This is a genomic window from Oxynema mangrovii CENA135 (genome assembly GCF_016632315.1).
GTDB lineage: Bacteria > Cyanobacteriota > Cyanobacteriia > Cyanobacteriales > Laspinemataceae > Oxynema > Oxynema aestuarii.
In genome coordinates this window covers 1,370,028-1,396,673 of the sequence record NZ_JAEOXH010000002.1, presented here as the reverse complement: position 1 = coordinate 1,396,673, position 26,646 = coordinate 1,370,028, and the positions used below count along the sequence as shown (strand labels likewise).

The 26,646-nt window shown below is 52.3% G+C and carries 24 protein-coding genes; 12 read left to right on the top strand and 12 right to left on the bottom strand.

Annotation, left to right across the window (positions count from 1 at the left end; genetic code table 11):
- Together JJD41_RS19635 and JJD41_RS19630 are read left to right on the top strand one after the other, a co-directional pair.
- A complete protein-coding gene (locus JJD41_RS19635) occupies positions 1-354 on the top strand; it encodes a DUF1257 domain-containing protein (RefSeq protein WP_168567462.1) in 354 nt (117 codons plus the stop codon).
- A 189-nt stretch (positions 355-543) separates the two neighbouring features.
- The gene (locus JJD41_RS19630) at positions 544-1,407 is read left to right on the top strand and encodes a 3'(2'),5'-bisphosphate nucleotidase CysQ family protein (protein WP_200669154.1); all 864 of its coding nucleotides are present in this window, start codon (positions 544-546) and stop codon (positions 1,405-1,407) included.
- Here JJD41_RS19630 and JJD41_RS19625 read toward each other — a convergent pair.
- Together JJD41_RS19625 and JJD41_RS19620 are read right to left on the bottom strand one after the other, a co-directional pair.
- The gene (locus JJD41_RS19625; RefSeq protein WP_200669153.1) at positions 1,404-2,276 is read right to left on the bottom strand and encodes a sulfite exporter TauE/SafE family protein; all 873 of its coding nucleotides are present in this window, start codon (positions 2,274-2,276) and stop codon (positions 1,404-1,406) included. The two genes, JJD41_RS19630 and JJD41_RS19625, sit on opposite strands and share 4 nt — an antisense overlap.
- A 52-nt stretch (positions 2,277-2,328) precedes the next feature.
- The gene (locus JJD41_RS19620; RefSeq protein WP_200669152.1) at positions 2,329-3,045 is read right to left on the bottom strand and encodes an MBL fold metallo-hydrolase; all 717 of its coding nucleotides are present in this window, start codon (positions 3,043-3,045) and stop codon (positions 2,329-2,331) included.
- Between the two features lie 469 nt (positions 3,046-3,514).
- On the opposite strand from JJD41_RS19620, the gene JJD41_RS19615 reads away from it, so the two are divergent.
- From JJD41_RS19615 to JJD41_RS25460, 4 genes are all read left to right on the top strand, one after another.
- Positions 3,515-4,198: a Crp/Fnr family transcriptional regulator gene (locus JJD41_RS19615; RefSeq protein ID WP_200669280.1), complete on the top strand. Its 684-nt coding sequence runs from the start codon at positions 3,515-3,517 to the stop codon at positions 4,196-4,198.
- 178 nt (positions 4,199-4,376) lie between these two features.
- Positions 4,377-6,167, top strand: a complete 1,791-nt coding sequence (locus JJD41_RS19610; RefSeq protein ID WP_200669151.1) for a M61 family metallopeptidase — start codon at positions 4,377-4,379, stop codon at positions 6,165-6,167.
- Positions 6,168-6,305: 138 nt separating this feature from the next.
- Positions 6,306-6,794 carry a tellurite resistance TerB family protein gene (locus JJD41_RS19605; RefSeq protein ID WP_200669150.1) on the top strand — a complete coding sequence of 163 codons (489 nt, stop codon included), beginning with the start codon at positions 6,306-6,308 and terminating at the stop codon, positions 6,792-6,794.
- Positions 6,795-6,987: 193 nt separating this feature from the next.
- Positions 6,988-7,110, top strand: a complete 123-nt coding sequence (locus JJD41_RS25460; protein WP_255547364.1) for a hypothetical protein — start codon at positions 6,988-6,990, stop codon at positions 7,108-7,110.
- Positions 7,111-7,122: 12 nt separating this feature from the next.
- On the opposite strand, the gene pstB (JJD41_RS19600) is transcribed toward JJD41_RS25460, so the two are convergent.
- The 7 genes from pstB (JJD41_RS19600) to JJD41_RS19570 form a co-directional block, all read right to left on the bottom strand.
- The gene (pstB, locus tag JJD41_RS19600; protein WP_200669149.1) at positions 7,123-7,950 is read right to left on the bottom strand and encodes a phosphate ABC transporter ATP-binding protein PstB; all 828 of its coding nucleotides are present in this window, start codon (positions 7,948-7,950) and stop codon (positions 7,123-7,125) included.
- 67 nt (positions 7,951-8,017) lie between these two features.
- Positions 8,018-9,238 (bottom strand): RNA-guided endonuclease InsQ/TnpB family protein, encoded by a 1,221-nt coding sequence (locus tag JJD41_RS19595; RefSeq protein ID WP_200669148.1) that lies wholly within the window; start codon positions 9,236-9,238, stop codon positions 8,018-8,020.
- Between the two features lie 471 nt (positions 9,239-9,709).
- Complete coding sequence (pstA, locus tag JJD41_RS19590) at positions 9,710-10,603, bottom strand: phosphate ABC transporter permease PstA (protein ID WP_200669147.1); 894 nt, start codon at positions 10,601-10,603, stop codon at positions 9,710-9,712.
- A gap of 51 nt (positions 10,604-10,654) precedes the next feature.
- Positions 10,655-11,611: a phosphate ABC transporter permease subunit PstC gene (gene pstC / locus JJD41_RS19585; protein ID WP_200669146.1), complete on the bottom strand. Its 957-nt coding sequence runs from the start codon at positions 11,609-11,611 to the stop codon at positions 10,655-10,657.
- A gap of 218 nt (positions 11,612-11,829) precedes the next feature.
- Positions 11,830-12,975: a phosphate ABC transporter substrate-binding protein PstS gene (pstS, locus tag JJD41_RS19580; protein WP_200669145.1), complete on the bottom strand. Its 1,146-nt coding sequence runs from the start codon at positions 12,973-12,975 to the stop codon at positions 11,830-11,832.
- A 478-nt stretch (positions 12,976-13,453) separates the two neighbouring features.
- Positions 13,454-14,944, bottom strand: a complete 1,491-nt coding sequence (locus JJD41_RS19575; protein ID WP_234488926.1) for an adenylate/guanylate cyclase domain-containing protein — start codon at positions 14,942-14,944, stop codon at positions 13,454-13,456.
- An 87-nt stretch (positions 14,945-15,031) separates the two neighbouring features.
- The gene (locus tag JJD41_RS19570) at positions 15,032-16,105 is read right to left on the bottom strand and encodes a molybdopterin-binding protein (protein ID WP_200669144.1); all 1,074 of its coding nucleotides are present in this window, start codon (positions 16,103-16,105) and stop codon (positions 15,032-15,034) included.
- A 182-nt stretch (positions 16,106-16,287) separates the two neighbouring features.
- On the opposite strand from JJD41_RS19570, the gene JJD41_RS19565 reads away from it, so the two are divergent.
- From JJD41_RS19565 to arsC, 6 genes are all read left to right on the top strand, one after another.
- Positions 16,288-16,623, top strand: a complete 336-nt coding sequence (locus JJD41_RS19565) for an ArsR/SmtB family transcription factor (RefSeq protein WP_200669143.1) — start codon at positions 16,288-16,290, stop codon at positions 16,621-16,623.
- A 533-nt stretch (positions 16,624-17,156) separates the two neighbouring features.
- The gene (locus tag JJD41_RS19560; RefSeq protein ID WP_370583893.1) at positions 17,157-18,170 is read left to right on the top strand and encodes a PstS family phosphate ABC transporter substrate-binding protein; all 1,014 of its coding nucleotides are present in this window, start codon (positions 17,157-17,159) and stop codon (positions 18,168-18,170) included.
- Between the two features lie 171 nt (positions 18,171-18,341).
- Complete coding sequence (gene pstA / locus JJD41_RS19550) at positions 18,342-20,360, top strand: phosphate ABC transporter permease PstA (protein WP_200669140.1); 2,019 nt, start codon at positions 18,342-18,344, stop codon at positions 20,358-20,360.
- A 120-nt stretch (positions 20,361-20,480) separates the two neighbouring features.
- A complete protein-coding gene (gene pstB, locus JJD41_RS19545; RefSeq protein WP_200669139.1) occupies positions 20,481-21,281 on the top strand; it encodes a phosphate ABC transporter ATP-binding protein PstB in 801 nt (266 codons plus the stop codon).
- A gap of 406 nt (positions 21,282-21,687) precedes the next feature.
- Complete coding sequence (arsB, locus tag JJD41_RS19540) at positions 21,688-22,836, top strand: ACR3 family arsenite efflux transporter (RefSeq protein WP_200669138.1); 1,149 nt, start codon at positions 21,688-21,690, stop codon at positions 22,834-22,836.
- A gap of 36 nt (positions 22,837-22,872) precedes the next feature.
- Positions 22,873-23,268: an arsenate reductase, glutathione/glutaredoxin type gene (gene arsC / locus JJD41_RS19535; RefSeq protein WP_200669137.1), complete on the top strand. Its 396-nt coding sequence runs from the start codon at positions 22,873-22,875 to the stop codon at positions 23,266-23,268.
- Between the two features lie 84 nt (positions 23,269-23,352).
- On the opposite strand, the gene JJD41_RS19530 is transcribed toward arsC, so the two are convergent.
- The 3 genes from JJD41_RS19530 to JJD41_RS19520 form a co-directional block, all read right to left on the bottom strand.
- Positions 23,353-24,588, bottom strand: coding sequence for an LL-diaminopimelate aminotransferase (locus JJD41_RS19530; protein ID WP_200669136.1), 1,236 nt, complete (start codon positions 24,586-24,588; stop codon positions 23,353-23,355).
- A 94-nt stretch (positions 24,589-24,682) separates the two neighbouring features.
- Positions 24,683-25,822 (bottom strand): DNA-processing protein DprA, encoded by a 1,140-nt coding sequence (dprA, locus tag JJD41_RS19525; RefSeq protein WP_200669135.1) that lies wholly within the window; start codon positions 25,820-25,822, stop codon positions 24,683-24,685.
- Between the two features lies 1 nt (position 25,823).
- Complete coding sequence (locus JJD41_RS19520) at positions 25,824-26,447, bottom strand: cytosine deaminase (protein ID WP_200669134.1); 624 nt, start codon at positions 26,445-26,447, stop codon at positions 25,824-25,826.
- Positions 26,448-26,646: the final 199 nt, after the last annotated feature.

The window sequence follows — 26,646 nt, the reverse complement described above, 5'->3', positions numbered from 1 at the left end:
ATGTCTCACTTTAGCACTCTTCGTACCAAAATCACCGATTCCGAAATCCTGAAAACCTCTCTGCGCGATTTAGGGATTGCCGTTAAGACGAATGCCGACGTCCGTGGATACAACGGTCAGCGCGTGCGTGCCGATTTGGTGGCCGTCCTCGAAGGCGAATACGATCTCGGCTGGTCTCGCAACAGCGACGGTTCCTTCGATCTGATTGCCGACCTCTGGGGTGTTGCTAAGAAGCACAACCAGACCGAGTTAATCAATTCGATCAATCAGAAGTACGCCGTCAATAAGACCTTGGCCGAAGTGCGTCGTCCCGGCTTGCAGAATGCCAACGTCAAGCTCGTCGTCCAAAAGTAATCTGACAGAGCGCGTTCCCAAACTGAGCGGGTTAACCAAGCGGGTTAACCCGTTTTTTTTGGGGAGTTAGAAGGCAAAAGGCAAAAGGTATTCGTAACGATCGCTTCTTCAGACACAAGTTAGGGGTCAGGAGTTAGAATAAATCGGTCTCGTCTCGACTCTAAAATCTCAAGTCTAAAATCCATTTCTATGCAATTTTTCAGCTCCGAGGTAGATCGACAAATCCGCCAACTGATTCGTCAGTGCGGTCAACAGGCGCGACAACTCGCTCAAGAAAATTATCGGGTTTCGCAGAAAGGACCGGACGATTACGTGACGAGTGTCGATCGCGAGCTGGACCGACAGCTTTCGGCGGGATTTTCGCTGTTATTCCCCGAGGACGGCACGATTACGGAGGAAAACGAACGATCGCGCGCTGCGTTTACCGCAGGATATCGCAATTTGTGGTGTATCGACCCTCTCGATGGTACCGAGGGCTTCATTCACGGCGAACCCCATTACGCGGTGATGGTGGGGTTGCTGCACGAGTTGCAACCCGTGGCGGGATGGATTTACGCCCCCGCGACTGACGAGCTATTTTACGGGGACGGCGATCGCGGCTTGTGGCAAACCCGAGGAGACGGCGATCCCCAAACCTTAGACCCCGTGGAACCTCTAGCCCCGGCTCGGAACGATCGCCGCATGGTCATCGGGGATAAGGACGAGCGCAATTTTGGCGAGGCGATCGCCCGCCAGATTCCCGGAGGGGTCGAGTTTTACTCCCTCGGCAGTTTCGGACTCAAAGTCATGGAAGTGATCTGCGGTCGCGCAGGTCTTTACATCTATCTCAACGGTCGCGTCAAAGTCTGGGATACTGCCGGACCGGTGGCGTTGGCGCGCGCTGCAGGCTTGACCTGTTGCGATTTAGACGGCAATCCCCTCAGCTTCGACCCGGAGGCGATCGCCCCGGATACCCTGGCTCACTTGCAACCGATCCTGATCGGGTGGCCCAGCTATATCGAGGCCTGGCGATCGCCGATCCGCGAAGCGGTGTTAGCGACCTCTCGACCCTAAGACTTGCGAACGACCACGACCCGCGTCTGAGTGGCAGGCGATCGCCCGCTTTCGGTCGCCCCCGTGGAACTGAAAACAGCCCGATTCTGAAATAAAATAAATCCCGCCATCGCCAGCAAAAAATAACCGAACGCCTTTTGCAAATGCTTCGCCTGCACGAAGCGACTCAAATAAGCCCCGGCGACCATTCCCAAACTGGCGGCGACTGTCAGAGAAAGGGTTAACCTCCAATCGATCGCCACTTCTCCAAAATATCCCATCAATCCGGCGACGGAATTGAGCGAGATAATCGCTAACGATGTCCCCACCGCTTCTTTCATCGGCGTTTTACCCAACAAGACCAACGCCGGAACGATCGCGAAACCGCCGCCAACGCCGACCAATCCCGTCAATACTCCGACTCCCAACCCTTCCGTCAACAACCACAACCAACAATAACGACACACCGGGCGCGGATACATCGTCAGGTCGTCTGGTTCTACAGATGCGCTTTGCTCTTTTTGAGTACTCTTGCGGATCGTGAATCCGGCGGCGACGAGCATCAAGATCGCAAATAACACCAGTTGAAACGTACCGCTTACGAAGGGCAAAGTCGCCAGTTTAGCACCGCCATAGGCTCCTAGCATGGTTGCGGAGCCAAAAATAGCCGCTTTTTTGACATTGACGTTGCCCAGCTTCCAATGGGGGATCGTCCCGAGCAAACTCACCGTTCCCACGATCGCCAAACTCATGACGATCGCACTTTTCGGTTCTACCCCCATGACGTAGACCAAAATCGGGACGGCTAAAATCGAACCGCCGCCGCCGAGTAAGCCCAAACTAATCCCAATCCCTGCGGCTAAAATGTGACCGACGATCCACGCAATCATTTCGATCGTTCCTCAATCTTTCCTCAAATTTGCCAAGATGGAAGCGGGCCGCTCAACTCGCCACTTTGCCGCACTGTTGGTTCGCAGGAACGGCTTCCATAATTTTCTGGGGATCGGGAAGCTTCAGATGATTCATTAATTCGATAAACGCCGCGCGATCGCGTAGGGTTCCCGGCCCCTGGTTGAGGTCTATAAACCGGGGGTTCCACTGCTTTTCCTCGCCGATGGTGGAGACGCTATGACCCCGATAGTCGTGACCGGGATAAACCCAGGTATTATCCGGTAATGCAAACAGTGTGCCGACGATCGCATCGTACAAGCTGCCGGGATCGCCACTTTGAAAGTCCGTGCGCCCGCAACCGCGAATAAATAACGCATCTCCAGTTAACACCCGATCGCCGTTGACGAGATAGGCACTATGGCACTGGGTATGTCCGGGAGTCGCGATCGCCCGAATTTCAACGGCGCCGACCTTCAACACTTCTCCATCGGCCAAATGGCGATCGGCACAAGCTGCTTGGGCGCGTTCGGGGACGACGCCCAAACAGCCCGTCAATTCGCGCAATTTCCCGGTTCCGGTGACGTGATCGGCGTGAATGTGGGTTTCGAGACCGTATTTGAGGGTCAAACCCAACTCCTGCAAGAGCTGGCGATCGCGATCCACCTGTTCCAACACCGGATCGACCAATACCGCCTCTTTCGTAGTTTCATCGGCGATTAAATAGCTATAAGTCCAGGTGTCTCGATCGAATAACTGACGGAATAACATCGAATGTCCTCCTACAAGCTGCGGACGAGCGGGTTTTTCGACCGCTCGGATCGTCGGTTTTCATCCTATATTAACACTATATAGCCAATTAGTAATTAAAAAAACTAAAGATTTCCTATAGTCTTCCGCGAAGATCCCCCGAACACTCTAGAGAGGCGATCGTCGGAGCGTGCCGGGATTGAAACTCATCAAAATCGTGAGAAAATAGGAGCCATTAACATTCCCAATCCAACGCCCCGAGATCGGCTGGGACTTTGACTGGCTCTCTGGCAATAGGAGAGAGCGAATCTCGATCGCCGTAACATCGGATCGGTGTGGGTCGTGCGAAATCGTGCAAAATCCCAGGTGTTTTCAGCCGTGAAATTGTCAATAATAGAGACCAATAAGATTACGATCTCGGTTGCCACTCCTGACCTGCAAGAGCGGCGATCGCGCGATCGCTACTGATTCCCTATCCTCAATATTATTCATGCAGACCGAAGCCTTTAGCGAGCTTTTCCCACTCTTTAGTGCCGCCAACCCAGAGACGCTGGAATGGCTCCTGTCCGTTGCCGTCGAACACGAATATCCGGCAGGTCGAGCCGTACTCATGGAAGATGCCTGGGGGAATGCCGTCTACTTCGTCGTGTCCGGCTGGGTTAAAGTTCGACGACTTTACGGCGATAACGTCGTCACCCTTGCAGTTCTCGGACGGGGTGACTTTTTTGGTGAAATGGCCATTCTCGACGAATCTCCCCGCTCCACCGACGTGATCGCCCTGTCTCCGGTCGAATTGCTCAGCGTTTCGGCCCAACGCTTTATCCAAACCCTGTTTAAAGACGCCCAGTTGCACCATCGAATGCTGCAACTGATGGTCAGGAGACTGCGACAAACCAACATCCGCTTTCAACTGAGGAACCGTCCCCCGGCGGTCAAACTCGCCAACACCTTAGTCTCCCTGGCGGAAAACTACGGTCAACCGACTGAAAAAGGTACGGAGATTTTTAACATTCCCTTGAAAGATTTAGCCGACGTGACCGATATCGGTCTCGAAGAAACCAGCAAAATTGTCGAAAAATTGCAGAGTAAAGGGTGGCTCAAAATTGACGAAGCCAACCAAGCGATGTACTTGATCAACCTCAAACAGTTGACCCATTTAGCCGGACACGTTTGAGTCCCCTTCCTGGCGAACCCTGACGGGCGTTCGCTTAGCGACGCCTCCGGCGTATTGCGCGCTCTCCCTAGCGCGACAGTCCCGCATTTTACCGTGGAAAAACACCCATTTTAGCTACCGCTTTCCCCGTCGAGTAGTTTTGACATTTATTTGCCGTCAAGCCCCTTAGCGATTGAAAATGACCCAAGCCAAGACGCATCCGAGTACCGATCGCCTCTCCCAAACCTCGCCCACCCTGTTCTATCAGGTGTCGATGTCCGAACCGGAATCTCATTTGTTCGAGGTGATGCTGCGGGTTAAAACATGGGACGCCTCGGTACTGGACTTGAAAATGCCCGTATGGACCCCCGGATCGTACCTGGTGCGCGAATATGCCAAAAACTTACAAGATTTTTCGGCGTGCGACTTGCACGAAAATGCCCTGAACTGGCGCAAACGCAGTAAAAATCACTGGCAGATCGACACCGCCAAGACCTCGGAAATCGTCGTGCGCTATCGGGTCTTCGCTCACGAGTTATCCGTGCGAACCAACCACCTCGATCGCACCCACGGTTATTTCAACGGCGCCGCCCTCTTCTTTTACATCCCCGGATGGGAACGAACCCCAGTTCACATTAAAATCGTCCCGCCGAAACCGGAATGGCGCGTGACCACCGCTTTACCCCCCACGGAAACCCCGAACACCTTCCGGGCTGAAGATTTCGATACATTAGTCGATAGTCCCTTCGAGATCGGCACCCAACAGTCCTATCATTTTCAAGTCGAAGGATTGCCCCACGAGTTGGCGATTTGGGGAGAGGGTAACCTCAACGTCGAACGGGCGATCGCCGATATCGAAAAAATCATTCAAGTCGAATCCAAGCTCTTCGGCGGCTTACCTTACGATCGCTACCTGTTTTTACTGCACCTCTCCGCCCAAGGTTACGGCGGACTCGAACATAAAAATAGCTGTTCGCTCAATTATCCCCGCTTCGGTTTGCGATCGCCCGACCGCTACAATCGCTTCATGCAACTGGTCGCCCACGAGTTTTTCCACCTCTGGAACGTCAGACGAATTCGCCCCAAAGCCCTCGAACAGTTCGACTACGAAAGCGAAAACTATACCGAGGCTCTGTGGTTTTGCGAAGGAACCACCAGTTATTACGATACGGTGATTCCCCTACGCGCCAAGATTTACGACGCCAAAACGTTCTTGCAAAATTTAAGCAAAGACATTACCCGACTGCAGACGATCCCCGGACGGCGCGTGCAACCGTTGAGCGAGTCGAGTTGGGATGCGTGGATCAAACTTTACCGCCGCGACAGTAACAGCGATAACGCTCAAATTTCCTATTATTTGAAAGGGGAATTAGTGTCGTTGCTGCTCGATCTGCTGATTCGATCGCGCCACGACAACCAGCGATCGCTCGATAATGTCATGCAGCAAATGTGGGAGCAATTTGGCAAGGCTGAAATCGGTTTTACCGACGCGCAACTTAAAAGCGTTATCGAGTCCGTCGCCGCCACGGACTTAACGGACTTTTTCGATCGCTACCTCCACGGAACCGAAGAATTACCCTTTGACGAGTATCTGGCGCCGTTTGGCTTGCAACTCAAAGCCAACGGGAACGGGAACGACAGCGCCCCCTATCTGGGGTTGAGCGCCCAACCGGATAACGGCAAGGCGATCGTCAAATTCGTCGAAATCGGTTCCCCCGCGCAACGGGCCGGAATTGACCCCGATGACGAGTTACTGGCGATCGGCGGCTTTCGCGTCACGGCAGAAACCCTCGAAGAACGGCTCAAAGATTATCAACCGGGCGATCGCGTCGAAGTCAGCTTATTTCATCAAGAAGAACTGCGAACCTACCCGGTTACCCTCGCCGAACCCCGTCCGAAAAGCTATCAACTGGTTTCCGTTAGCAATCCGACGGTGGAACAGGAGAAGTTATTTAAAGGTTGGTTGGAAACGACCCTCGATCGCCTGTAGTCGAGCTTTGCGGATCGCTAAGAGATCGTGAAAGCCGAGGCAACTGCACGGAGCGCGTGTTAGGGTATGGCCAAACTCGGGGCGCTTGGCTCGCGCGATCGCCCCGCGATCTCGTCCAACTCGAATGAGGGCAAACTCATGGCTGTACAACCTCCCCCACCGCCTTCGATTACCCCCCGTCAAATGAACTTATTACGGGTGGTCACCGCAATGGCGTGGGCTGATGGCGAACTGGCAACGGAAGAAGTCGATTTGATGCTCGATCGCTTCAGCCAACTGTTCGGTAAAACGACCGAACAACAAGAACGACTGCGCGAGGAACTGCACGATTACATGATGCAGAATATCCCCTTAGAAGAACTCATTCCTCACCTCGAAACTCAAGCAGCGCGCGAAGTCGTTTTGCAACTCGGTTACGAGGTGATCGCGTCGAGTGCGCGCACCCCGGACGAACCGAATATCAATGAAGAAGAAGCGCAAGCCTATCAAAAACTGGTGGCGCTTCTCGGATTGCCTCCGGAAGTGGTCGAGCGCGTCGAAGCTGAAGCCCGAGACAGTCTCAAGCGCAAAGACCGCAGCTTAATTGAAAAACTGGCGACGCGCCTGGAGACCTTTTTCAAGCGCTAGTCAGGAGTAAAGGGGCGATCGCCCCTTTCTCTTGGGTTGTTTCTCGCGTAGAGCCGCGATCGTAGAGCGGCGATTCAGCAACGGGGTTGCTACTCCCTAAACGGGTACCAGGGCCAGAAGAGGCGAGCCATTCAGTTTTGGGATTAATGGAATTTGATATAAAATTTAGTATAAAAACTTTTGGGGCAATCTAGTGGGAGACGCGATCGCCCGGGAGGGAAATGCGGAAACGCTCAAGCCAATTCCCGTCAGCCAGAACCGGGAGATCGCGATCGGCGCCGCACGCCACCCCGAGTTATCAATGGAACGCGGGTGAGGGGCGATCGCCTTAACCGAACCGTCCGCTCACATATTCTTTCGTCGCTTCTTCCTGGGGATTGTGGAAGATCGCTTCCGTATGGTTGTACTCCACCAAATAGCCGCAGCGTTTGCCATCTTCCGAGGCTTGGGCGTTGAAAAATGCGGTCATATCCGACACCCGGGAGGCTTGTTGCATGTTGTGGGTCACGATCGCGATCGTGTATTTTTCCTTGAGTTCTTGCATCAAGTCCTCAATTTTCAGCGTCGAAATCGGATCGAGAGACGCACAGGGTTCGTCCATCAGCACCACATCCGGTTCGATCGCGATCGCCCGGGCGATACACAAACGCTGTTGCTGACCGCCGGATAGAGCCATCCCGTTAGTTTTGAGCTTGTCTTTGACCTCATCCCACAGGGCCGCCGCACGGAGGGAATTTTCAACCAATTCGTCGAGATCCCCTTTATAACCGTTGACCCGCGCTCCGTAGGCAATATTGTCGTAAATCGACTTCGGAAACGGATTGGGCTTTTGGAAGACCATGCCAATGCGGCGGCGGACTTCCACCGGATCGACATTTTTAGCGTACAAATTTTGACCTTGGTATTCGATCTTCCCTTCCAAGCGAAAACTTTCGATCAAGTCGTTGAGGCGATTGTAGCAGCGCAGCAAGGTACTTTTACCGCAACCCGACGGCCCGATGAAGGCGGTAATCCGGTTTTTTTGGATGTCCAGCGAGACGTTTTGAACCGCCAAAAAATCACCGTAGTAGATGCTGACATTTTTCGTCCTCAAGACGACCTCGGGTTGCTTGTCAACCGAGGGAATGTAATTTGCTGATTGGCTATCTGAATGCATACAATAACTCGATCCGGTTTCTAAATTTACACTTAACCCTTGACATCCTCCCCTCCCTTCGCTGCGCTCAGGAAGGGGATTCCATCGTCACCGATGGAGTTTCCTGCTTCAGCGAGGTGACTGGCTCGACCTCTGTCTCCAGAAGACGAGTAGCGGTCTCCTCTCCACAGGCGTAAGTTCCTGTATGCCCTACAGTACGTAGCCCTAGTTCCAAAATGTTGATAGCTGCGTTGCGATCTGGGTCGAGTACCGTCCCACACTGACACAGATGAGTGCGAGCGCTTAGTGACTTCTTGACCAGATTGCCACAACACGAACATGTTTGGGAGGTATTTTGAGGTGGCACAGCTACGGTGGCCACGCCAAATACTTTCCCGAAATATTCCACCCACTGGCGGAATTGATACCACGCTGCATCAACAATAGACTTGGCTAACTTATGCGTTTTAACCAAGTTTTTGATTTGCAAGTCCTCATACGCCACCAGGTCTGCCGACATGACTGCGTACCGGGCCAGTTTTACAGCCCAGTCTTTACGCTGGCGTTGGACTTTTAGATGCTTTCTTCCGAATCTAAGCCTGGCTTGAACTCGATTTTTTGACCCCTTCTGTTTACGAGCGAGACGGCGTTGTTCCCGCTTCAAGGCTTGTTCGGATTTTCTCAGATAGCGTGGCGGCTTAACTGTATTTCCATCGGAATCGGTGTAGAAATGTGTTAAACCTACGTCCAAACCGATCGTTTTTCCAGTTGGTTTTCGCCGTTCTTTTCGTTGATGGTCAATGCAAAACTGCGCGTAATATCCATCGGCTCTCCTGACAACTCGTACTCGTTTGATTTGGGAGAGCCGATCGAAGTGCAAGTCGCGAGTTCCCCATAGTTTAAAGGTTCCCGCCTCGAACCCATCGGTGAAAGTCAAGTAGCGCCGACAATCGGAAAGTTTCCAACCACTGGTTTTGTACTCCACTGAGGCACGAGTTTGTAGGCGCTTAAACTGAGGAAATCCTTTCTTGCCTTGAACTTTTTGTTGGCAGTTGTTGTAGAAGCGAGAAACGGCTAACCAAGCCCGTTCTGCCATTGCTTGCCGCGCCATCGAATTGAGCTTTTTCGCCCAAGGATACTCTTTAGCTAAGACTCGGCAATATTTATTCAGGTTGGCCTTGCTTTTTCCTGGCCCGTCCATCCAATAGCGAAGCGCTTTGTTGCGAACAAAAAGACCCGTTCGCAGCGCTCGATCGAGCTGCTGATACTGGTCTTTAGTTCCTTGTAACTTGGCTTCGTAGACGAGCATTTTATCTACCCAAATTTGGGATAATTATACCAGAAGTTGATGGCGAGTCTTAGGGGGATCGAACCCCGGCGACTCGCACGGGGGAGTCCATGTATCCGAGTCCTTCACTATCGTTCGGGACGGGGTTTTATAGCTCCCCCGAAGCCCAACAATTCGATAAACTGACGGCTTCACTTGCAGGTTTCTCGAATTTGTGGCGATCGAAGCTCGCACAAAACTAATCCGAAAAACTCGACCGACCTGGGAGACGATCTCGGCAATTGTTGCCCTTGGAGATGCTTTTTTCGATCGAAAACTAGAAAAGCGATCGCGGAGTGAACCACAGACTTTAGAGACGACGAACGCGAAAGCGATCGCCACAGAGGAAACAAAAAGCTGGCTACTTGCTACAACAAACGGCCAAACGGAATTGTCTCCTATTTTACCAATTTCCTATGGCAAAAGTTGGAGAATTTCACAGTCCTTTCACCGTTAATAAATTTCGCGACGAGTGGCCAAACGGGCGAGAACACTGCTAATCAAAACGAGCAACACCAAAATCAAAGAAGCGGCCCAAGCCAATTCCTGTTGGCTTGCGTAAGGAACCGTGGAAAAGTTGTAGACCAAAACGGCGAGAGACGGGATCGGTTGAAAAATACCTTGCGGCCAGAAAAAGGTAAACAACGCCGTAAAAATTAACGGAGCCGTTTCTCCGGCAGCGCGGGCGACGGCTAAAGTTACTCCGGTAATAATGGCGGGCAGGGCTGCGGGAAGCACGACGCGCAACACGGTTTGATAGTCCGACGCGCCGACGCCGACGGAGGCCCAACGCACTTCGGGCGGGACGATTTGCAGGGCTTCGTCGGTCGTTTTGACCACAATCGGCAACATGAGGACGGCTAAGGCGACCCCTCCGGCGAAGGCAGAAAATTGCTGGGTGGTCAGCACGATAATGCCGTAAGCGAAGATCCCGACAATAATCGAAGGGACGCCACTGAGAACGTTGGAGGCAAAGCGAACCCAGCGTGCCAGTGTTCCCGAACTGAATTCGGACAAGTAGACGGCAGCGAACACCCCAATCGGGACGCTGATTAAGGCGGCCAAACCGACGACGATCAGGGTGCCGACGATCGCGTTGCCGATGCCGCCGCCCGTGGTTCCGGCAGCCGGAGGCAATTGGGTAAACAGGTCGAGATTGAGACGGTTAATCCCTTTACTGATGACGTAGTAAATCACCGCGAATAAAGGCAGTAGGGCCATGCCCAAGCAGGCGCCGGACAAGATCGTCATGATGACGCCGAATAAGGCCCGAGGATTTTGATAATTGCGGCTGAGATCGAACCGTTGGGAGCGAGATAGAGATCGATCCGATGGAGAAGTGGACATAGAACAGTAGTAAGGTAGGGCGATCGATGCAAGAGGAGGAGGCGATCGGCGTTAGAATTTTTTGACTTGACGGACGATATACTCGGCGCCGATGTTGACCAATAAGGTAATCGCAAATAAGACCAATCCGGCATACATGAGGGCGGACACTTGCAATCCCGAAGCTTCGGCGAATTGGTTGGCGAGGAGGGAGGCGATCGTATTGGCGGGGGCGAGTAAGGAAACGTTCAAGTCATTGGAGTTGCCGATTAACATCGTGACTGCCATCGTTTCGCCCATGGCCCGTCCGAGGGCGAGCATGACACCCCCGACGATCCCGGAAAAGGCGGCAGGGACTAAGACTCTAAAAATGGTTTCCCAGCGCGTGGCTCCCAAGCCGAGGGAGGCTTGGCGCAAGTCTGGAGGCAAAGAGGCGAGGGAGTCGCGCGAAATGGCGGTGATAATCGGCAGGATCATTACGGTCAGGACGATCCCGGCAGGCAACATTCCCGGTCCGATGGGAGGGGTGGAAAAGAAGGGAATGAAGCCGAGGTTTTGGTGCAGAAACTGGCCGACGGGTCGGATGGCAGGGATCAGTACGAAGATGCCCCAGAGTCCGTACACCACGCTGGGGATGGCGGCGAGGAGTTCGACGAGAAAGATCAGGGTGGTTCGCAGCGATCGCGGCAGAAAATTTTCACTTAAAAAGATCGCCGTTCCCACACCTAACGGGACGGCAAATAACAGGGCGATCGCCGACGAGACCAGGGTTCCGTAGATCATCGGCAAGGTGCCGTATTCGTCTTCAACTGGGTTCCAGGCACTACTGGTTAAAAAACCCAAGCCGAATTCTTTCATGGCCGGGATCGATTCGATCCCGACTTCGATCGCCATCCAAATTAAGACCCCAGCCACCGATAAGGCAAAAATGCGCGTCAACCAGACGAAGCCGCGATCGAGGATCTGCTCGCGGGGCGATCGCGCACTCAAATGCCGAGGCGCTTCGTTGAGGGGAAATTCTGTAGTCATTACCAATACAAGGGCAGCAAACGATAAAGCAGGGCAGAAAAAAAGTCAACCAGAAAATAACATCGAGAAGAGAAAGGAGCGAACCCAAAAAATTGCCAGATGTTGGCCAAATTTGCCCGAAATTGGTTAATATTGACGGACATCGCCATCAAAACTACCCGGTCAAGCCGAGGCGAGTCAGACTAGAGCGGGCGATCGCCCGTCCGTACCTGTCGCGCTTATTCAACCTCGATCTGATAATCGGGGCTGATCGCATCGGCTTTGGCGGCCACTTTTTCGCGAACATTTTGCGGTAGGGGAACGTAACCCAATTCGGCACTGACTTCTTGACCTTTTGTCAACCCGTATTCGATCGCCGCTTCCACCGCTTTTGCCGTTTCGGGGTTGTCGTAACTTTCGTAAGCCAGAATCCAAGTGTAACTAACAATGGGGTAAGATTGCTCCCCTTCCGGATCGGAAATGAACGCGCGCAAGTTTTCCGGTAACGTCACCGCCGCTAAGGTTTGCGAGGCGGATTCTTCGCTCGGAACGATAAACTGACCGGATTGGTTTTCTAAGGCGGCAAAGTTCAGATTGTTATTTTTAGCGTAGCCGTATTCGACGTAGCCGATCGAACCGGGGGTTTGTTGAACTTGGGCGGTAACCCCTTCATTCCCTTTGGCGCCGACTCCCGTGGGCCATTCGACCGTTTTGCCTTCGCCGACGCTATTTTTCCATTCTTCGCTGATAGCGCTGAGGTGTTTGGTAAACACCCCCGTGGTTCCGCTTCCATCGGCGCGGTGAACGACGGTAATCGGCTCGTCGGGTAAGGTCACTCCCGGGTTGGCGTCGGCGATCGCCGGATCGTTCCAATTGGTAATGTTCCCTAACAGGATATCGACATAGGCTTGGCGCGTCAGCTTCAATTCCCCTTCGACGCCTTCGAGGTTGTAAGCTAATACGATACTTCCTGCCGTCATCGGCAGTAACAAAACCCCTCGATCGACGGCAGTAATTTCTTCATCTTTCATGGCGACATCACTGGCGCCAAAGTCTACAGTTTTCGCCGTAAACTGTTTCACCCCCGCACCACTCCCAACAGATTGATAGTTAATTTGAAGTTGGGGGTTTTGTTGGCTGAAGTCTTGAAACCAACGTTGGTATAAGGGGGCGGGAAAAGAAGCCCCCGCACCGTTGAGGGTGACGTTGCTGTTGAGTGCGAGTTTGCTGTTGGCGGCTCCCTGTTCCGTGGCATTGTCTCCGGTGGGAGGGGATCCGGTGCCTGTATCTGCACCACTGCACGCGGCCAGACCGACGCTGAGGGCGAGGGCCGAGAAACAAGTCCCTAAGCGAGTTCGAGCGGTCGATTGGTGAAGTAAGACCATAACTGTATTCTGACGAGCTTCCTGTTTTCCGAGGATAACCCTAGCAGCATACCGCTTTACGGTAAAGATAAGGTTAATAAGAGGGAAAGCACGACAGGAGCGATCGCCGCGAGAGCGTTAGGGTAAATTTTATGGGGCAGAAGTTACCCCGCCAATCTCGATCGCGATCGCGGTTTTTTCTCTTGATTCAGCGCTCCGACCCGTGTTGAATTCTTTTAAAATTATTAAAAATATCTACAACAACTGAAAATTTACAAAATCAGTTAATTTCAATTGAACTATTCCGATAACGTTCGATCGTGTTTTGTGAAATTTGTCAATAATTTTGCGCGTTTCGGACAGTTTTGAGACGGCCAAAACAGCCTATTTCCACCGAAGTTACTGCTAATTTTTAGCAGTAACTTCCCGTTCGTTGAAAGCCCCGATCGCTCCCGCCCGGGCGAGCGATCGCACAGGACTGACGTAAGGTCGCAACCCGCTAAAATCTAAAAAAATTTTCGTTCGATTCCGGACAACTCGTGCGTTCGAGAACCTCGTAGACGGCGATCGCCTCATCTTTGCCCTTGACCTTGACCGCCTCGTCAATTAAATTGAGTTGCACCGCCTCGCGATCGCCCAAGGAGTCCACTACCGCATTGGTTACCAACACATTACAGCCATATTCTTTCGTCAACCCCTCAACCCGCGCCGCCACGTTCACCGCATCGCCGATCGCCGTAGACTCGATCCGGGAGACAAACCCCACGGTTCCCATGACCACCTCGCCGCGATGGATGCCGATTCCAATTTCGATAGGCGGGAGTTGTCGCTCCAAGCGGGTTTGATTGAAAGAAATCAAACGCTGTCGCATGGCGATCGCCGCTTGCACGGCGCCGTCGGTGGCGCGATCGTCAAACAGGGCCATGATCGCATCGCCGATATACTTATCGATAAAGCCGCCGTGACGGGCAATTTCTTGACCGACGATCTCCAAATAATCATTTAAAAAAGAGAACGTTTCCAACGGGGTCATCGCTTCCGAGAGTGATGTATAGTTCCGAATATCACAAAAGAGAATCGAGATCGTCCGTTTGACCGCTACCCCCACCTGAATATTCTCGATGCCTTCCGGGGCGATCGCCACCAAAAACTTTTCCGGGACGAAACGCTGGAACGATTCGATCGTCCCTTGCAGGCGATCGAACGACCCTTGCAACGCCGACGACATCTCGTTAAACGCCGTAGCCAATGCCCCTATTTCATCCGCCCGATAGATTTCGGCGCGGCGGTTCAACTCCCCGGCGGCAATTTTCGCGACGGTTTCTTGGAGACGACGGATCGGATCGCTGACTTGTTTGGCGAGGATATAAGCCCCGACCAAGCCGACTCCCAAAGCAAACGTCCCCACCAACAGGGCTTTACCGACCGCATTGGCGACCGCTCCTTCGATCCGCCGCAGGGAAATTCCCACCCGCAAGGTGCCGATTTTACTGCCCGAGACCAGGCGGATGTCCGAGGCGACCTCTAAAATCGGCTCGCCGCGCCGGGCTCGTATCTCCCCTTCGGGAAATTCGATGGTTCGTAACAGATAAGTATCTTGGGCGCGGGAGCCTTCAGAGGCTTGGAGAGCCTTTTTCGTCACCGAGACCGGGACGAGATCGGGGATGTAACGGTCTTGAAATTCCATCGGCGAGGCGGCGATAATGCGGTGGTTGGCGCGATCGTCGGAAATGAGAATATAAATAAAATCCGGATTGTGCCTGAGTAGGGAATCCAAACTCAACCGTAATTGGTTCCAGTTACTATCGCTCAGCTCGTTACTCCAGGACTGAGACAGGAGCATGGTGAGGGTTTTCGCTTCCTGGAGGGTTTGTTCCCGAAACAGTTCGCGTTCGCTGCTCGCCCACAACCAGACGATCGCGCCGACAATCGAGACGATCAGTAGGGTGGTGGTGGTCATGATGCGGGTACGGATCGAGCGGAACTTCATCAGATCGCAACACCGGGAAACAACAGTAGATAAACCAGGGGAAGATGGATTCGGTTTTCTCAAAATTCCGGCGCGCTCCACGAAGATTTAAGATTGCAAGGGGTTTTCCGGCTGGTGGATGTCGATCTCCTCGACGAAGGTGACCCAAGGCTGTTGAGTGGGGTAGGGACGCTCTTCTCCCGTGGTGCGATCGCGGCAGGTACTGGGAAAGGCGAGGGTGACCGGACCGCCGAGACGGGCGGGGATCGGTTCTCGATCTTCTCCCCAATGGGTGGCGAGGAGGATGTCGCAGTCGCGAACGTTGCGGGCGTCCAAGCGGATCGGATTGCCCGGATCGCGATCGACGGCGGCTTTACCCCGTACGACGACCGAACCGCCGGGAGGGACGTTCAATCCGGCGGCGGCGATCGCCTCTTGTAAGCGGACTCCGTGGAGTTTGACTTTTTCGCTGGGCCAATGGGCTTTGTAACCGACGCGCTCGTAGAGGGTGGTTTGGGGGAGTTGTTCGAGTCTGGCGGCGTCGAAATGGCGATCGCCCAATCGTACGTCGATCGGTTCGGTTCCAACGATCGCGTGGGTAACGTAAAATACCCAAGACTGTTCGGTGTATTTTTGGGCTAACTTGGGATATTGTTCTTGAGGAAAGATTAAGTATAACGGTCCGGCTTCGCTGCGCGGGATCGGCTTGCGATCGCGTTCCAAAGCGAGGGCGATCGGGTAGCGTTTGATATCGGCGATCGAAATGGTGGCGCGAAAGCTGTCAAAGGAGACAAAGGTGATTTCGTTGGTTTCGCCTTCGATTTGCAAGCGATCGAGTAAGTCGCCGATGACGATCCCGCGAAAGTCCAACACTGCATTGAGATCGGGGGTATAATGCGGGTCGGTGGTGCGAATGTGTTTCGTGGCTAAGGCGTCTAATTCGGCCCAGTTGAAGCGAAGGCGCCCTTGACGGATTTGTCCTTCGACGACGAATTCCCAATCTCCAATCGTGTCGCCATTGCCGTAAAGCGCGACTAATTGGGCGTTTTCGCGAATGGCTTCGTGCTGCCACTCGTTCAGTTGTCGCTCGCTGGGGCGATCGTGGCAACCACTCAAGAAGGCGAAGGTCGGGATGACAAACAGCCAGAGAATGCCTTTGAGTGGATTGAGATGCCATTGCATTGAGAATTCCTCCGTGGACGGGACGGCGATCGCCTGTGGAATAATACGGGTGAAGTCTTCGGGGACTGGGGATCTTTGAGTGCGAGTTTATCTGAGTTGTAACGTATTTTGGCGAGAGGCGATCGGGAGGCGATCCCGGATTGGTTAGGATAAGGGAGAAGCCTCATCAACCCTAACGCCCAATGACCAAGCCTATTGCCCGATCGCCGCAAACGATCGCTTCCGAGGATCTCCTATCGGGTTTTCATGCCCTTTCCGACCCCTTACGCTTGCAAATTTTAGAGCGGTTGCGCGATCGCGAATTGTGTGTTTGTGAGTTGTGCGAGGCCCTCGATGTCAGTCAGTCGAAACTCTCGTTTCACCTGAAAACCCTCAAGGAAGCCCAGCTCGTTTTGACCCGTCAAGAGGGACGCTGGATTTACTATCGTTTGAATTTATCTCAATTTATTACTTTAGAAGAATATCTAGCCGGATACAGGCGCTTTAGCACCGTCTTACCCGCCCGGTCTTGCCCCTGACGACCCAACCCCCATGACAAAAGGCGATCGCTTCGTGAAGGGCGGCGATCGCCCCTAGGGGGGATGTTTCGATTTTGTATTGTTTAATACAGATATTTTTAAAATCTTCTAACGAAAGCGATCGCCGGAACGGGCGTCAATCACTTCTTAACTTGCTTTTAGTCTTTTGTTATTACAATTTTAAAGCACGATCGCCGATCCAGACTTTAAGATAGACATGAACGATACAGTGTTGGGGCAAGTTTGGGCAACAGACATGTAGGGGATTGTCATGGGTTTTTGAGAAGAGAGAGGCGATCGCTCGTCAATATCTCGTAACCTTTTTTAAAAAGGTTACTCCACGAACAAACTCCAAAGTTCTTTTTTTGTCCTTAAAATATATTTCTTACTCTCTTGTTCTTCTCAATTCCTTAAATTTTTCCCGTTCTCTTGCCTTTTTGGCTCAAAAATAAACACCCTAATTTCTCGATTTTATAAATTAACTCATTCTTTTAAAAAATATGTTGTTAAAATCGAAAGACTCATTTAAAATCGTGAGTCTGTTGGCTCTGTGGAGCGCGATCGCCCTCGGAAGTTGCCAGAGCGGAGATCGCAGTCCCCTGAACGACGCCAACAGCCGGAATAACGGCAAAATCGTCGTGGACGGGTCGAGTACGGTCTTTCCCATTTCCGAAGCAATGGCGGAAGAATTCATGAAACAAAATCCCGAGGTGCGCGTGGCGATCGGTATTTCCGGATCGGGCGGTGGCTTTAAAAAGTTTTGTCGGGGAGAAACCAATATCTCCAATGCCTCCCGTCCGATCGATCCCTCGGAAATTGACTTGTGCCAAGAAAATCAAATTGAATATATCGAATTGCCGATCGCCTTTGACGGGATTACCGTCGTTGTCCATCCGAACAATAACTTTGTCTCCTGTTTATCCGTCGCCGATCTAAAAACCCTTTGGCAAGCCGACGCCCAAGCAAAAATCGAATATTGGAACCAAATTCGCGGGGAGTTTCCCCCGGTCAAACTCGCCCTTTACGGACCGGGAACCGATTCGGGAACTTACGATTATTTTATCCGTGCCATCGTCGGTCAAAATCAAGGCAGTCGTGGCGATTTTGCCGCCAGCGAAGACGATAACGTCATCGTCCAAGGAGTCGCGACCGATCCGGGAGGGATCGGCTTTTTCGGTTATGCCTATTACGAAGAAAACCGCGAAAAACTCAAAGCCGTCGCCATTGACAACGGTAGCGGTTGCGTGACGCCGAGTGAAGAAACGATCGCCGATGGGAGTTACACCCCCCTCTCGCGTCCGGAATTTATTTATATCAATCGGGCTCTCGCCAATCGCCCGGATATTCAAGAATTTGTTAATTTTATACTCGCCGAGGAGAATCAATATTTAATTTCAGAAGTCGGTTACGTTCCGCTTTCTCAAGAAACGATGGACGCAGTCCGACAGCGTTATCAAGAGGCTCAAAGCGGGTCGATATTTAACGGCGTTACCGTCGTCGGTACGGATCTGCTCGATCGCTTCGGCGCCGAGGGACGATCGCCGTAACGAGGACGCCAAACCGCTTGGGGATGACGCAAACTGGCTCTAAAATATCGATCGTAGCGATCGCCGCGTGTCGGTTCGTACCGTTGCTCGTTTTCCCATCTTCTCGGTTTGGCGCGATCGCGGGCTGAAGCGGACCGCCGAGATCGGTCGCGCCAACTATCGAGGTCTATCATGGAGTTCGACCCCTCCTCCTTACCGGAAGAGTCCCGTCCATCGTGGCGGGAAAATTTGCAAAGCAGTCAAAACATCGAGGCGATCGTCCGGGTAGTCCTGTCGGTCGTGGCGGCGATCCCGATCGCTATTTTAGTGGCGATCGTCGCGATCTTGCTCTACGAAACCACCTTATTTTTCCAGGACATTTCCCCCTGGCGGTTTTTCACCGATACCGAATGGACTCCCCTGTTTCCATCTCGCCAAGTCGGGATCGTCACGATCGCCAGCGCTACCTTACTCGTCAGTGGGATTGCCCTCCTCGTCGCCATTCCCATCGGTCTGCCGATCGCGATCTATCTCGCCGAATACGCTAACGATCGCCTGCGTTTCGCGATCGAACCGATTTTAGAAGCCCTTTCGGGCATTCCCACGGTGGTTTACGGCTACTTTGCCTTACTGGTAGTCACTCCCTTATTGCAAAAGGCGATCCCCCAATTATCCGCCTTCAGCGCCTTGAGTGCGGGGATCGTCACCGGAATCACCGTGGTACCGATCGTTTCCTCGTTGAGTAAAGACGCGATTCGCAGCGTTCCCCAAAGTTTGCGCGAGGGGGGCTACGCTTTGGGTTTGACGAAAATTGAGTCGATCTTGACGATCGTCTTGCCTGTCGCCTTTCCCGGGATTATGGCATCGTTTACCCTAGCGGCCTCCCGGGTTCTCGGGGAAACCACGATCGCGGCGATCGCGGCGGGACAAACCCCCCAACTCACCCTCAATCCCTTGGTTCCCGTCCTGACCATGACCTCGTTTATCATTCAGGTCAGTTTGGGAACGGTTTCCTTCGACTCCCTCGCCTTCCACACCATTTTTACCGTGGGAATGGTCTTATTTTTGTTGACTTTATCCCTCAATAGCTTCGGTTACTGGCTGGTTCGCCTCCATCAGCGACGGATGTCCGAGGGGGTCGCCCCCAGTGACGGAATCGTGCAAAGTTTCCCCAAACTGCCCGATTCCCGTTCCGACCGACCGACGGACGACGGCGTTGGCGGATCGACCCTCACTCCCCTGTCCGTCGGCGGGGCGCCTTTATTTCTCAGTTCCTCCCCTCACGCCACGCGGCGGGTCGATGATTGGTTTCCCTCTCCTCCGGTCGATCGCTTTCGCACCCGCTTGAGTTTTCGCAAGGGTTTGAATTACTTATTTCAAGCGATCTCCGTGGGGGCGATCGCCGCGACCCTCTTGGTTCTCGCGTTGCTGATGTTCGATGCGCTCAATCGCGGTTTGACCCATCTCAATGTGGACTTTTTGACCGGATTGCCCTCCCGCAAGCCCCAAGAAGCGGGGATTTATCCGGCGTTGATGGGGACGTTGTGGTTGTGGGGGTTGACGGTGGTGTTTGCTTTTCCGATCGGCATCGGAACGGCTATTTTTTTAGAAGAATATTGTCCCGATCGTTGGCTCAATCAAGTTATTGAAATTAATATTGCCAATCTCTGTGCCGTTCCGTCGATTATTTACGGTTTGTTAGGTTTGGAGTTATTCGTTCGCCTTTTGGAACCGATGACTGGAGGGGCGAGTATTTTATCTGCAGCGATGACGTTGAGTGTGGTGATTTTGCCGATGTCGATCGTGGCGACGCGCGCGGCGTTGCGATCGGTGCCAAACAGCCTCTATGAGGGCGGTTACGCGATCGGTATGACCCGCACTCAGGTGTTGTGGCATATCGTGCTTCCGGCGGCGTTTCCGGGGATGGTGACGGCGCTGTTGTTGTCTTCGGCGCGGGCGATCGGGGCCACTTCTCCCTTGATTGCGGTGGGGGCTTTACCGTTTGTTTCGTTTGCACCGCCCTTGTCTTGGGAAGGGCTTTACAGTCGCTTTACGGCGTTGCCTTTTCAAATTTTTAATTGGGTCTCGCGACCGCAACAAGGGTTTCACGATAAGGCGGCGGCGGCGAGTGCGATTTTGGTCGGTTTGTTGTTGTTGCTCAATCTCTTTGGGGTATACTTGCGCGATCGCACCCGCCAAAAACAACAATGAATCAGAATAGATGGATGAAGGGGCGATCGCCCTAGGTTTCCACACTCGATGCTCGCTCTTTTTTCTCTTTTACTTCTGCGACGATCGCTTATCCCTCGTTTCCCTCAGAGGTCCCTGTCGATGAATCTCGAACCTGTTTTGCCCGAATCCCCCGAAGTCGCTTTATCTTGTCGAAATTTATCAGTTTATTATGGCAATAACCTAGTTTTAAAAGATATCAATCTGGATTTATATGCTCATCAAATTACCACTTTAATCGGTCCGTCGGGATGCGGTAAAAGTACGCTCATTCGCTGTTTTAATCGACTTAACGATCTGGTTTCTCATGCTCGTATTCAAGGCAATATTTTATTTAAAAATAAAGATATTTATCGGTTTAAATCGGTGGAAATTCGCCGCCGCATCGGCATGGTGTTTCAAAAACCCAATCCTTTTCCTAAATCGATTTACGACAATATTGCTTTGGGTTTGCGAATTAATGGCTATCAAGGGGATATCGATGAGGTGGTCGAATATTCTTTACGTCAGGTGACTTTGTGGGATGAAGTGAAAAATAACCTCAATCGCAATGCGCTGACTTTATCTGGAGGTCAACAACAACGCCTCTGTATTGCACGGGCGATCGCCCTCAAACCGGAAATCCTCTTGATGGACGAACCTTGTTCTTCTCTCGATCCGGTTTCTACCGCAAAAATTGACGATCTGCTCTACGAACTCAAACAACATTACACGATCGTCATGGTCACCCACAACATGCAACAAGCTTCGCGGGTATCGGACATGACCGCGTTTTTTAATATTAAAAATATGCCGAATGGGATCAAAGTCGGTTACCTCTCGGAATACGACCTCACCGAAATTATCTTTCACAACCCCAAACAGTCCTCGACTCAGGAGTACGTGACGGGTCGCTTCTACTAAATCTCTGCCTCCGACACGGCGTTTGCGTAGCGTCTCCAGAGGAGAATCCCCCGTCGGAAATTGCATCAACTAAAATTGATTGATTTAGGTTGGCTCCCTTGGTTCAACTCCAGGCAAAATCCTAGGATTTTTGAACGATATTTGAGGTTTATTGGCTTAAATCTCGATAATATTCCCGTTTTTAACCCCGATCGCCCCTAGGCGATCTCCGCCGTTACCCCCTCTTGACAAATCAATTTTTTTTGAAATGATAGAAGGGTAGCCACTCGAAAAACACCTCTGAGGCGAGATCGAGTCGGTACTGCTGTTGACAGGCGATCGCCCCGGGAGATCGAGATCGATACGCCACTCAAAAGCACGCTCAATTTTAACTGGGCGATCGCTACAATTTCGATTAATTCAACTCATGAACACCTCCGATTCTAACCCTCCCGTCGTCCGCGCCGGGAGCAAACTTAGCGCTTTTGAAAAATATCTGACCCTTTGGGTATTCGCCTGTATTTTTGCCGGAATCGCCCTCGGACGGATTTTTCCAAAACTTGCCGTCACTCTCGATTCGATGAGTGTCTATCAAGTATCAATTCCGATCGCCATTTGCCTATTTTTCATGATGTACCCCATCATGGTAAAAATTGACTTCAGCCAAGCCAAACAGGCAATTAAAACTCCCAAACCCGTAATTTTGACTTTGGTGGTTAATTGGCTCATTAAACCCTTTACCATGGTCGTTTTTGCCCAATTCTTCCTCGGCTGGTTGTTCCGTCCCTTCCTCCAGGGAACCGAACTGCTACGCGGTGCGGAAGTCTCCCTAGCCAACTCCTATATTGCCGGAGCAATTTTACTGGGAATTGCCCCCTGTACCGCCATGGTTTTGATGTGGGGATATCTGTCTTATAGCAACCAAGGGCATACCTTGGTCATGGTCGCGATTAACTCCCTAACCATGTTATTTTTATATGCCCCCTTGGGTCGCTGGTTGTTAGCCGCTAACGATTTAACAGTTCCCTGGCAAACCATTGTTTTATCGGTGTTAATTTATGTCGGTTTGCCCCTGGTGGCGGGAACTTACAGCCGTTATTGGATTTTCAAACATAAGGGACACGAATGGTTTGAACGGCGCTTTTTAAAATATCTCAGTCCCGTCGCGACGAGTGCTTTGCTGTTAACCTTGGTGCTATTATTTGCCTTTAAAGGCGAATTAATCGTCAACAATCCCCTGCATATTGTTTTAATCGCCGTCCCGTTGTTTATTCAGACCAATTTTATTTTTGCGATCGCCTACGTTGTCGGATTAAAGCTCAATTTGACTTACGAAGATGCCGCCCCCGCAGCTTTAATTGGTGCGAGCAATCATTTTGAAGTCGCGATCGCCACTGCAGTAATGTTATTTGGTTTGAATTCCGGTGCTGCCTTAGCTACGGTCGTCGGCGTTTTAATCGAAGTTCCAGTCATGTTAATGCTCGTCGATCTGTGTAAGCGAACGGCTTTTTGGTTCCCCAGAGAACCGGAAAAAGCTTCTTTACCGGACCCGCGTTGTATCCGCCCTCTCGGATAATCTCGTGACCGATGTCAAAGGGAGAAACATCAAAAAATGACCAAAAAAGTAATGTTTGTTTGCAAGCGCAATTCCTGCCGTTCTCAAATGGCGGAAGGCTTTGCAAAACACTTGGGACAAGGTAAAATTAGGGTCAGCAGTTCCGGACTCGAAGCCAGTCGCGTTCATCCGACGGCGATCGCCGTCATGTCCGAAATCGCGATCGATATTAGCGACCAAACCTCGGATCCTTTAACTGAATTCAATCCCGAAGATTACGATATCGTGATTTCTCTATGCGGTTGCGGCGTCAATTTACCCGAAGCGTGGGTATTGCGAGAAATGTTTGAAGACTGGCAACTCGACGACCCCGACGGACAACCTTTAGAAACCTTCCGCCGCGTTCGTGAAGAAATCCGCGATCGGGTTAAACAGTTAATCGCTTCATTGTAGTGATTGAGGGTACCTAAATTTTAACCCCCCAAGCTCGATCGCGAGGGGGGTTAGCGCTGTTACTATTCGGGTTTAGATCCGCCTCTATCCGTTGAAAGTTGCCGTAATCCGCTTCATCGCTTCTTCGACATTCGCGCGACTGTTAAACGCGGAAATGCGGAAATAGCCCTCGCCTGCGGCCCCAAAACCCGATCCGGGGGTACCGACGACGTGGCAATTTTGCAGCAATTTATCGAAGAAATCCCAACTCGACAGACCGTTCGGTGTTTTGACCCAAACATAGGGCGCGTTGACGCCACCGTAAACTGTCAATCCCGCCGCCGTCAGTTTTTCGCGAATAATGGCCGCATTTTCTAGGTAAAATCCGACTAATGCCTTGACTTGTTCTTGTCCGCGATCGGAATAAACCGCCTCGGCGCCGCGTTGGACGATGTAGGACACCCCGTTAAATTTCGTCGATTGACGGCGGTTCCACAACTTCCATAACTCGACTTCCGACCCGTCCGCCGCTTTCGCGGTTAAGGTTTTGGGAACCACGGTCAAGGCGCAACGGGTTCCCGTAAATCCGGCATTTTTCGAGAACGAACGAAACTCGATCGCGCAATCTCTGGCCCCTTCAATTTCGTAAATCGAATGAGGTAAACTACTGTCGGTGATAAACGCTTCGTAAGCCGCATCGAACAGGATAATCGACCCGTTTGTTCTGGCATAATCCACCCAAGCTTTGAGGTGTTCCTTCGTCGCCGTCGCCCCGGTGGGGTTGTTGGGGAAGCACAGGTAAATGAGATCGACTTTTTCGCTGGGAATTTGAGCAGTGAAGTGATTGTCCGCCGAAATTGGCAAATAGACTAACCCTTCATATTCGCCTTTGTCGTTCGCCGGACCGGTGTGTCCCGCCATCACGTTCGTATCGACATAAACGGGATAAACCGGATCGGTGACGGCAATTTTGTTATCTTTGCCGAAGATATCGAGGATGTTACCCGTGTCGCACTTCGACCCGTCGGAAATAAAGATTTCGCTGGCGTCTACCTCGCAACCGCGCCCTTGAAAGTCGTGGGCGGCAATTTTTTCGCGCAACCAAGAATAACCTTGTTCGGGGCCGTATCCTTTGAAGGAGGCGCGATCGCCCATATCATTAATAGCATCGACCATCGCCGTCCGGCACGCTTCCGGTAACGGTTCGGTGACGTCGCCAATCCCGAGTTTAATAATTTGAGCGTCGGGATTCGCTTCGGCGAAAGCATTGACTCGCCGTGCGATTTCGGGGAACAGATACCCAGCTTTGAGCTTGAGGTAGTTGTCGTTAATTCGTACCATGGTTAAAAACCGTTACAAGCGCCGTAATCCAGCTTATAGGAATTTTAGATTTTAGATTTTAGATTTTAGATTTCAGCGAGTCGGCGAACGGTCTCTAGGGACTCCGCCGATACCGCATTCCGGGTAGCTGAACGACGACACCCAATAACTCTAATTGCAATAAGGCACTCGATACCGTGGCGGCGTCCATTCCCGCTTGTGCGACGATCGCGTCAAAGGGCGTATCTTCTGGGGGTAAGGCGTCAAATACTTGCCGCAGTGGCGGGTCGAGTTCGACGGACGGCGCGCTTTTCGGTTCGGCGAACAATTCTAACTGTTGTGAGGTATCCGTTGCTAACAGATCTAAGGGGGGCATCTCGCCGAGCATTTCTAAAAGGTGGTCTTCCCCTAAAATTAACTGGGCGCCTTTGTTAATTAAGGTCAAACAGCCGATCGCGTTGGGATTGTCGAGGGAACCGGGCAAGACGTAGACATCGCGCCCGTATTCGTTGGCAATGCGGGCGGTAATTAAGGCGCCCGATCGCGCGGGGGCTTCGATGATAATGGTGGCACGACACAAGGCGGCGACGATGCGATTGCGTTGGGGAAAGTGAGATTTATCTGGGGTCGTCCCGGCTTTATATTCCGTTAGTAATAAGCCGGATTGTTGAATCTCTTTATATAAATTGGCGTTTTCCCGGGGATAAATCACGTCGATCCCGGTGCCGAAGACGGCGATCGTTCGTCCTCCGGAGTCCAAACAGGCGCGATGGGCTTCGGTGTCGATCCCTTTCGCCATTCCGGAGACGATCGCGAATCCCCGTTGAGTCAAGGCTTTGGTAATCCGCCAGGTCCAGCGTTTGCCGTATTCGGACGGGTAGCGGGTGCCGACGATCGCCACGGCGGGAACGATCCCTTGATTCTCCAGGGGTTCGACCTGTCCGCGATAGTATAACACCGGGGGTGGGTTGGGAATTTCTAACAGCAGTCGGGGATAGTCCGCATCGGCGGGCGTCCAAAAGTGAGGGTTTTTTTGGAGGTGTTCTCGATAGACTTTTTGCGGGTCGAGTTGCGATCGCGCGATCGCGACTTTCTCCACCATCTGCCGTCCGAATCCTTCCACCGCACCGAGTTCGCGCGCCTCGACCCGCCACGCCGCCGCCAGAGAACCGAACTGTTGCCGAATCCGTTGCAGCAATACCGGACCGATCCCGGAAATTTGCGACCAAACTACCCAAAATCCCCGTTCTTCCATTTTAGATCGTCCCCTCGAACAAGCGCGCGTACAGGTAGGCGATCGCCTCGGAAATCACCGATCGCACCCCCGCACTACTTTTCCACCAACGTTGCGGATCGTAGTCCATCGGTTCGACGGCGATCGCCCCAACGCTCACGTCAATTTCAGAAAGTGCTAATTGAAATAACAGCCAACTGCGCCGGGTATGCGGTCCGAGGGAGATTAAATCGATCGCCCTCACTTCCGTTTCCGTGGCGATCGACCACTCGCGCAAGGCGACTGCCGACGCATAAGTGCGATCTTTCATCACCGCCGGACCGGGAACCGCCACGAGGCGATCGCGATCGGCCCCTACGGCGGCTAAGGTAGCGGCGGCTAAGGTGGCAAAATCGCGATATTCCACCAAGTACGATCCCCGTTCTAACGGCAATCCCGTAGTCACCAACTGGCGGTAATTGCCGCGCTCGAATTGTACTAATGCCGCCTCTAAAGCATAATCGGGCAACCAACCTTCAACGACCAAAATCTCGGCCTCCGGCAACGGTTCGACCGCCGCCAGAAAGGGATAAAGGCTGCCAAACAGCAATCTTAAAATTGTCATGACAATGGCGATCGCCACTCCCCAACCCCAAGAGGTTAACATCCATCGTTCTCGCCGCCGGATTAAGGGAGGACATTTCAACTTGAATGTCATCGATCGCTCTCCATAAAGCAGGCATCTCACCTGCTTTACCATAGCACGGGCAAGATGCCCGCGATCGCCACGAGATCTCCCCCGCTTTTGGTCACGACAAACCGACCGATCGGCGATCGCTATCTCCGACCATGACAGAAGAGGGATT

Excerpts from the sequence above, each read along its gene's own strand:
- JJD41_RS19635 (WP_168567462.1), top strand. The coding sequence starts at position 1 with ATGTCTCACTTTAGCACTCTTCGTACCAAAATCACCGATTCCGAAATC.
- JJD41_RS19630 (WP_200669154.1), top strand. The coding sequence starts at position 544 with ATGCAATTTTTCAGCTCCGAGGTAGATCGACAAATCCGCCAACTGATT.
- JJD41_RS19625 (WP_200669153.1), bottom strand. The coding sequence starts at position 2,276 with ATGATTGCGTGGATCGTCGGTCACATTTTAGCCGCAGGGATTGGGATT.
- JJD41_RS19620 (WP_200669152.1), bottom strand. The coding sequence starts at position 3,045 with ATGTTATTCCGTCAGTTATTCGATCGAGACACCTGGACTTATAGCTAT.
- JJD41_RS19615 (WP_200669280.1), top strand. The coding sequence starts at position 3,515 with ATGCAGACCGAAGCCTTTAGCGAGCTTTTCCCACTCTTTAGTGCCGCC.
- JJD41_RS19610 (WP_200669151.1), top strand. The coding sequence starts at position 4,377 with ATGACCCAAGCCAAGACGCATCCGAGTACCGATCGCCTCTCCCAAACC.
- JJD41_RS19605 (WP_200669150.1), top strand. The coding sequence starts at position 6,306 with ATGGCTGTACAACCTCCCCCACCGCCTTCGATTACCCCCCGTCAAATG.
- pstB (WP_200669149.1), bottom strand. The coding sequence starts at position 7,950 with ATGCATTCAGATAGCCAATCAGCAAATTACATTCCCTCGGTTGACAAG.
- JJD41_RS19595 (WP_200669148.1), bottom strand. The coding sequence starts at position 9,238 with ATGCTCGTCTACGAAGCCAAGTTACAAGGAACTAAAGACCAGTATCAG.
- pstA (WP_200669147.1), bottom strand. The coding sequence starts at position 10,603 with ATGTCCACTTCTCCATCGGATCGATCTCTATCTCGCTCCCAACGGTTC.
- pstC (WP_200669146.1), bottom strand. The coding sequence starts at position 11,611 with ATGACTACAGAATTTCCCCTCAACGAAGCGCCTCGGCATTTGAGTGCG.
- pstS (WP_200669145.1), bottom strand. The coding sequence starts at position 12,975 with ATGGTCTTACTTCACCAATCGACCGCTCGAACTCGCTTAGGGACTTGT.
- JJD41_RS19575 (WP_234488926.1), bottom strand. The coding sequence starts at position 14,944 with ATGAAGTTCCGCTCGATCCGTACCCGCATCATGACCACCACCACCCTA.
- JJD41_RS19570 (WP_200669144.1), bottom strand. The coding sequence starts at position 16,105 with ATGCAATGGCATCTCAATCCACTCAAAGGCATTCTCTGGCTGTTTGTC.
- JJD41_RS19565 (WP_200669143.1), top strand. The coding sequence starts at position 16,288 with ATGACCAAGCCTATTGCCCGATCGCCGCAAACGATCGCTTCCGAGGAT.
- pstA (WP_200669140.1), top strand. The coding sequence starts at position 18,342 with ATGGAGTTCGACCCCTCCTCCTTACCGGAAGAGTCCCGTCCATCGTGG.
- pstB (WP_200669139.1), top strand. The coding sequence starts at position 20,481 with ATGAATCTCGAACCTGTTTTGCCCGAATCCCCCGAAGTCGCTTTATCT.
- arsB (WP_200669138.1), top strand. The coding sequence starts at position 21,688 with ATGAACACCTCCGATTCTAACCCTCCCGTCGTCCGCGCCGGGAGCAAA.
- arsC (WP_200669137.1), top strand. The coding sequence starts at position 22,873 with ATGACCAAAAAAGTAATGTTTGTTTGCAAGCGCAATTCCTGCCGTTCT.
- JJD41_RS19530 (WP_200669136.1), bottom strand. The coding sequence starts at position 24,588 with ATGGTACGAATTAACGACAACTACCTCAAGCTCAAAGCTGGGTATCTG.
- dprA (WP_200669135.1), bottom strand. The coding sequence starts at position 25,822 with ATGGAAGAACGGGGATTTTGGGTAGTTTGGTCGCAAATTTCCGGGATC.
- JJD41_RS19520 (WP_200669134.1), bottom strand. The coding sequence starts at position 26,447 with ATGTTAACCTCTTGGGGTTGGGGAGTGGCGATCGCCATTGTCATGACA.